The sequence below is a fragment of the Atopobacter sp. AH10 genome, from assembly GCF_003664595.1.
In the GTDB taxonomy this organism is placed as follows: domain Bacteria; phylum Bacillota; class Bacilli; order Lactobacillales; family Aerococcaceae; genus Atopobacter.
The window spans coordinates 124,843-130,842 of the sequence record NZ_QXPZ01000022.1 but is presented as its reverse complement, the minus strand read 5'-3'; the positions used below and the strand labels follow the sequence as shown (position 1 = coordinate 130,842).

At 40.0% G+C, this 6,000-nt stretch carries 6 protein-coding genes; 5 read left to right on the top strand and 1 reads right to left on the bottom strand.

Translation table 11 applies throughout. The annotated features are described in order from the left end of the window. Positions 1-150: 150 nt before the first annotated feature. Complete coding sequence (gene rpmB, locus D3H64_RS05795; protein WP_121565329.1) at positions 151-339, bottom strand: 50S ribosomal protein L28; 189 nt, start codon at positions 337-339, stop codon at positions 151-153. 184 nt (positions 340-523) lie between these two features. Here rpmB and D3H64_RS05790 point away from each other — a divergent pair, with 184 nt between their 5' ends. The 5 genes from D3H64_RS05790 to acpP all read left to right on the top strand — a co-directional run bounded on the left by D3H64_RS05790 (position 524) and on the right by acpP (position 5,938). Next, a complete protein-coding gene (locus D3H64_RS05790) occupies positions 524-892 on the top strand; it encodes an Asp23/Gls24 family envelope stress response protein (RefSeq protein ID WP_121565328.1) in 369 nt (122 codons plus the stop codon). A 20-nt stretch (positions 893-912) separates the two neighbouring features. Then, positions 913-2,577: a DAK2 domain-containing protein gene (locus D3H64_RS05785; RefSeq protein WP_121565327.1), complete on the top strand. Its 1,665-nt coding sequence runs from the start codon at positions 913-915 to the stop codon at positions 2,575-2,577. Positions 2,578-2,645: 68 nt separating this feature from the next. Beyond that, entirely contained in the window at positions 2,646-4,643 is a 1,998-nt protein-coding gene (recG, locus tag D3H64_RS05780; protein ID WP_121565326.1) for an ATP-dependent DNA helicase RecG, read from the top strand. After that, entirely contained in the window at positions 4,627-5,661 is a 1,035-nt protein-coding gene (gene plsX, locus D3H64_RS05775) for a phosphate acyltransferase PlsX (protein ID WP_121565325.1), read from the top strand. The genes recG and plsX overlap by 17 nt, the downstream gene beginning before the upstream one ends. A 34-nt stretch (positions 5,662-5,695) precedes the next feature. Then, the gene (gene acpP / locus D3H64_RS05770; protein WP_121565324.1) at positions 5,696-5,938 is read left to right on the top strand and encodes an acyl carrier protein; all 243 of its coding nucleotides are present in this window, start codon (positions 5,696-5,698) and stop codon (positions 5,936-5,938) included. Positions 5,939-6,000: the final 62 nt, after the last annotated feature.

The following is a 6,000-nucleotide window of genomic DNA, read 5'->3' as shown; positions in this document are numbered from 1 at the left end:
TTAAAAATAACACCACCTCGGTGATAGGTGGTGTTTATGGTTATGAGTCAGGGAATTCAGGTTGAATGCCTTGAGTGAGCACAAGTTAGGCGTTTGGAATTCTAAGAAAAGAGAAATAGAAAAAACCCTCTCCTAGGAGAGGGTTTTTGATTAAACGCGGGTAACCTTTCCGCTCTTTAAAGCACGGGTAGACACCCAAACTTTTTTAGGCTTACCGTCAACCAAGATGCGAACTTTTTGTAAGTTTGCCTTGAATTGGCGACGAGAAGCGTTCATAGCGTGAGATCGGTTGTTCCCTGAGCGTGTTTTACGTCCTGTAATGATACATTGCTTTGCCATTACGCGTGCCTCCTTATTGAAAGTTGGCAGTAAAACTCATATACTTGGTTATCTTACCATGTTTATGAGGGCGAATCAAGGAAGAAAAGTAAAATTTCTTATTTCTCTAAAGTTTTCTTTTAAAGTATGGTATACTAGCAAGGTATCAAGCATCGCCTTAGATGACAGATTAAGGAGGAAGAGCATGGCCGTTAAAATCGAAAGCAAATATGGAATTATCGACCTAGATAATGAGGTCATTGCGACTGTGGTTGGTGTTGCAGCAACTGATAACTATGGGGTTATCGGGATGGCAAGCAAAAACCAATTAAAAGATGGGATCAGCGAGTTGTTGAAACTCGATAACTATTCTCGTGGTGTCACCATTCATCAAGAGGGCGAATCAATTATTGTTAGCGTCGCTATCTTTGTTTTATATGGGACGAAAATTTCTGAAATTTGCAAGAATGTTCAACAACAGGTAAAATATGATCTTGAGACAATTCTCGGGATAACAGCTGATAAGGTGAACGTTCAGGTTCAAGGTGTACGAGATAGTGAATCCCTCGCTTAGACCTGAGACTGGAGGAAACAATGCAGGAAAAAACATCAATTAGTATTGAAGAACTGAAGAACATGGTCCAACTTGGGGCGCAACGCTTGAATGAAAAAGCGGAGCAAGTGAATGCCCTAAATGTTTTCCCGGTTCCAGATGGAGATACAGGGACTAACATGAGTTTGTCCTTTAACTCAGGGGCGGATCGTGTAGCCACTAGCCCTAACGAAAGCATTTCTCAACTAGCTAACAATTTAGCTAAGGGCTTATTGATGGGAGCGCGTGGAAATTCTGGTGTCATTTTGTCCCAATTATTCCGTGGCTTCGCTAAATCACTAGAAGGGAAAGAAGTCTTGACTGCTTCAGAGTTAGCTCAGGCTTTTCAAGCAGGGGTTGATACAGCTTATAAAGCTGTAATGAAGCCAGTTGAAGGGACAATTCTGACAGTGTCTCGTATCTCAGCTAAAAAGGCTTTGAAAAAATCTGAGGAAACAAATGATTGCTTAGAAGTATTGAGCAGTTTGTTGAAGGGAGCAAGAGCCGCTTTAGCGCAAACACCAGATCTTTTGCCTGTCTTGAAAGAAGTTGGTGTGGTGGATTCTGGCGGGCAAGGTCTCGTTTACATCTATGAAGGTTTTTACGAAGCTTTAACCGGAGTTAAGCCAAGTCCAGCGCCTGTATCGGTGAATGTTGATTTATCTTCGGTAGCTCACCATGATATTGCCAATGTCTCAACTGGAGATATTAAATATGGGTATTGTACTGAAATCATGGTTCAAATTGGCGAAGGTGAAACCGTTGTTGAAAAATTTGACGAAACAAGCTTTAGAAATTATTTAAATGACTTAGGAGATTCTCTTCTCGTGGTGAATGACGATGAAATTATCAAAGTTCACGTCCATACAGAGCATCCTGGTCAAGTGTTGAATTATGGGCAACGTTTTGGCTCTCTTGTTAAAGTTAAAGTGGATAATATGCGTTTACAAAATGACGATTTTATCAAACGGGATTCTAGTGCCGAAATAGTAGAAAAAGCTAAGAGCAAGCAACCATATGCCATTATTGCTGTTTCAACAGGTGAAGGCTTGAATAATCTCTTTAAGTCAGTTGGGGTTACACACATTATCAGTGGTGGGCAAACGATGAACCCTTCCACTGAAGTTATCGTTAAAGAAATTGAAAAAGCAAATGCTGAAAAAGTGATTATCTTACCGAATAATAAGAATATCTTTATGGCGGCTCACCAAGCGGCTGAAGTAGCTGAAGCAGAAGTGGCTGTAGTAGAGACAAAGAGCCTGACAGCAGGTTTATCTGCAATGATTGCTTTCAATCCAGATGCAGATTTAGAAAGTAATGTGGCAGATATGACAGATAGCTTGAAGGATATTGTGAATGGCCAAATCACTCGCGCCATTCGTAGCACAACGATTGACGGCGTGGAAATAAACGAAAATGATTATATGGGAATTGTAGATGGGAAGATTAAGATTTCTGTTCCAGATTTAGCTGACTGTTTAACGCAAACTATTGATAAAATGGTTACTATAGACAGTGAAATTGTGACCATCATTACAGGGGAAGATGTAAAAGAAGAGGTCAACGATCAAATCATGAAGGATATTTCTATACGCTATCCAGATCTTGAATTGGATATTTACCCAGGAGATCAACCTGTTTATCATTACTTAATTTCTGTTGAATAAGTTTCTTGAGAGAGCCGCCGTTTTTTCAACTGCGGTTCTCTATTCAAATAAGAGAGCGGGGGGATGAAATGGGGCATCTACAAGAATCCCTGGCTTTATTAGACCATGTTGGACCTGTTAGACTGTCTGCCTTACATGATTTGGGGATCAAGACCATAGAAGACCTGCTCTTTTATTTCCCTTTTCGCTACGATATGATCGTTGAAAAAGATCCAAATGAGTTATTAGATGGGGATAAAGTGGTCTTAAAGGGGCTAAGAATTAATCAAGCCACTGTCAATTTTTATGGGCGTAAAAAAAGTCGTTTACAAGTTCAAATCATGGTCTTAAATCATGTGATTCGCCTTATTTTCTTTAATCAGCACTATCTAAAGGATAAAATCAATCAATTAGATGAGATAGCTATTTATGGTAAATGGGATGCCAGTCGCCAACAGTTGATTGCACTAAAACTTTTAGGAGGTTTTAAAGAAGGGCAAGGGCAATCTTTTGAAGCCGTTTATCCTGCTAGTCAAGCCATTAAGGCAGGAACGATTCGGCAATTAGTGGAACAAGCCTTTGAACGTTTCGGGGAAGAAATTAGCGATCTATATCCTCTAGAAGCTTTAGGCCCCTATGGTTACATGAGTCGCCGGCAAGCTGTCTATAATATGCATTTCCCAAAAAGAGAAGAGGATTATCAGAAAGCCCACGAACAACTCACCTGTGAAGAATTTCTTAGCTATCAATTGCGATTACAAGACTTAAAGCTAAGTAGGCAAAAGGGAAAAAATGATGGCTATAAGATTCGCTATGATTTAAAGCAGTTAAAAAAGGCTATTCAAGAGATCCCATTTGAGTTGACACAAGGGCAAAAGCAAGTAGTTAATCTGATTTGTAGAGATTTTTTACAAGCTTACCCAATGAATCGATTGCTTCAAGGGGATGTAGGAAGTGGAAAGACCGTTGTCGCTTTTTTAGCGATGATTGCCGTTGGAACTAGTGGAGGACAAGTGGCTCTGATGGCTCCAACTGAAATTCTTGCCCAGCAACATTACGAGCGATTTAAAAAGATGTTTCCTGATTTAGCTGAAGATACTTGCTTTTTAAGTGGGTCGACTTCCAAAAAAGACAGGCAAGCTATTTTAGAAGCTTTGGCTAATGGACAAGCTTTATTTGCTTTTGGGACGCATGCCCTATTTCAGGATAGTGTCCATTTTAAAGGCCTGACTTGTGCGATTATCGATGAGGAGCATCGTTTTGGTGTTAAACAAAAAGAAGCTCTTTGTGCGAAAGGCGATTGGGTTAATGTGATGTATATGACCGCTACCCCTATTCCGCGTACCTTGACAGTTACTCTTTATGGAGATATGGATGTTAGCCTATTGAAAGAAAAACCAATGCATCGTCAAGGGATCAAAACGTTTTGGATTAAGGAAAGCCAACTCGTAAATGTTTACCAAGAATGTCTAAGGCGGGTTCGAGCAGGGCAACAGGTTTATTTTGTCTCCTCCCTGATTGAAGAATCGGAAGAGCTTGACCTTAAGAGCGCATTAGAGCTTTTTAAGCAATTAAAAAAACATTTTCCAACTGAAGTGCGTCTAGGACTTTTGCATGGACGGATGACTCCAGATGAAAAAGAAGAAGTGATGGATGCCTTCCAAACTGGACATTTAGATATATTGGTAGCAACAACTGTGATTGAGGTAGGAGTAGATGTGCCTAATGCAACGTTAATGGTCATTTTAGATGCAGATCGTTTTGGGCTATCTCAATTACATCAATTGCGAGGAAGAGTAGGGAGAGGGGCGACTGCTTCTAGCTGTATTCTAGTTGCGGATCCAAAGACAGAGGAAGGAAAAGAGCGGCTCCGTTTAATGACTGAAAGTCAAGATGGTTTTTATTTAAGTGAAGCAGATTGGCGCCTTCGAGGGCCGGGATCGGTTTTTGGCGTGAAACAATCTGGTTTACCAGAATTTCGTGTGGGCGATTTGTACCGTGATCAAGAAATTATGTTTTATGCACGGCAAATTGCTCATCAAATGGTAACTGAGAAAGAAGGCGAAAATTATGAAAATTGCCATTGATGCAATGGGTGGGGATTTTGCCCCAAAAGCAGTAGTAGAAGGAACATTAAAGGCAGCAGAACGCTACCCAGAAATTCAATTTATTCTTTTTGGGCCAGAAGATGTTGTTAGAGAACATTTAACAGTTGAAAAGGAAAATATCAGTATTCATCATGCTCCTATGGCCATTAAAGTCACTGATTCTCCAGTAAAAGCTGTTAGAACACAAAAAGATAGCTCTTTGGTCATGGCGGCTCAGGCTGTAAAAGATGGTGAAGCAGATGCCTTAATGTCAGCAGGAAATACTGGAGCCGTTTTAACAGCTGGCCTTTTGCTTATAGGAAGAATGAAAGGGATTGATCGGCCAGGACTGATGGCGACAATTCCAAGTTTCTCAGGAGACCATCCTTATACTATTTTGACGGATGCAGGAGCTAATGTGGATTGTAAAGTGAAGAATTTAGTCCAATTCGCAGAGCTTGCGACTCTCTATCAAGAAAAAGTCTTCGGCTTGAAAGATGTTAAAGTCGGTTTATTAAATAATGGAACTGAAGAAGGCAAGGGGAATAGCCTAACGAAAGCAGCCTTTCAGCTTTTAAAAGATAGTAGTCATCTCGACTTTGTAGGAAATGTAGAGGCTAGGGATATTTTAACAACTTCATGCCCGGTTATTGTTGGGGATGGTTTTGTTTGCAATGCTGTCTTAAAGTCATTTGAAGGAACGGCTTTAACCTTGATGAAAGCAATAAAAGGAGCTATAAAATCTGGGCCACTTTCCGCTCAGATCGGTGGCTTACTCATCAAAAAGCCATTAAAGAACTTATTGAAGCAGGTAAATTATGACCAAATTGGTGGGGCGGTATTATTGGGGATCAAAGCACCGCTCATCAAGGCTCATGGCTCATCAAACCCTGTGGCAATTGCCTCGGCTTTGGATCAAACTGTACAAATGTTGACTAGCGGGTTAATTCCAGCCATTAACCAAAGATTAGAAGAATTAGCATCAAAAAACGAAGCTGATGAGGTCAAAGAAGATTAGTAAAATAAATTATAAATATTCTAGGGAGGATTTTATGACAGAGGAAGAAATTTTTAATCGCTTAAGCCAATTGATTGCGGAGCATTTTGATATGGAAGCAGGACAATTAAGCGAATCTACTCGTTTAGATAGTGACTTGGAAGCTGATTCTTTAGATATTGTAGAAGTAGTGATGGCTGTAGAAGATGAATTTGCTATTGAGATTCCAGATGAAGAAGCAGAAAAAATGCTCACTGTTGGTGATGCTGTACGCTTCATTTCTGATCATGTAAAATAATAAGTAAAAAATAAAGATTGAATCTTTAGGGATTCGGTCTTTTTTTTATTGATTTAATAAGG

What these genes read in the sequence shown, in the direction of transcription:
- rpmB (WP_121565329.1), bottom strand. Translation starts at nt 339, where the DNA reads ATGGCAAAGCAATGTATCATTACAGGACGTAAAACACGCTCAGGGAAC.
- acpP (WP_121565324.1), top strand. Translation starts at nt 5,696, where the DNA reads ATGACAGAGGAAGAAATTTTTAATCGCTTAAGCCAATTGATTGCGGAG.
- D3H64_RS05785 (WP_121565327.1), top strand. Translation starts at nt 913, where the DNA reads ATGCAGGAAAAAACATCAATTAGTATTGAAGAACTGAAGAACATGGTC.
- plsX (WP_121565325.1), top strand. Translation starts at nt 4,627, where the DNA reads ATGAAAATTGCCATTGATGCAATGGGTGGGGATTTTGCCCCAAAAGCA.
- recG (WP_121565326.1), top strand. Translation starts at nt 2,646, where the DNA reads ATGGGGCATCTACAAGAATCCCTGGCTTTATTAGACCATGTTGGACCT.
- D3H64_RS05790 (WP_121565328.1), top strand. Translation starts at nt 524, where the DNA reads ATGGCCGTTAAAATCGAAAGCAAATATGGAATTATCGACCTAGATAAT.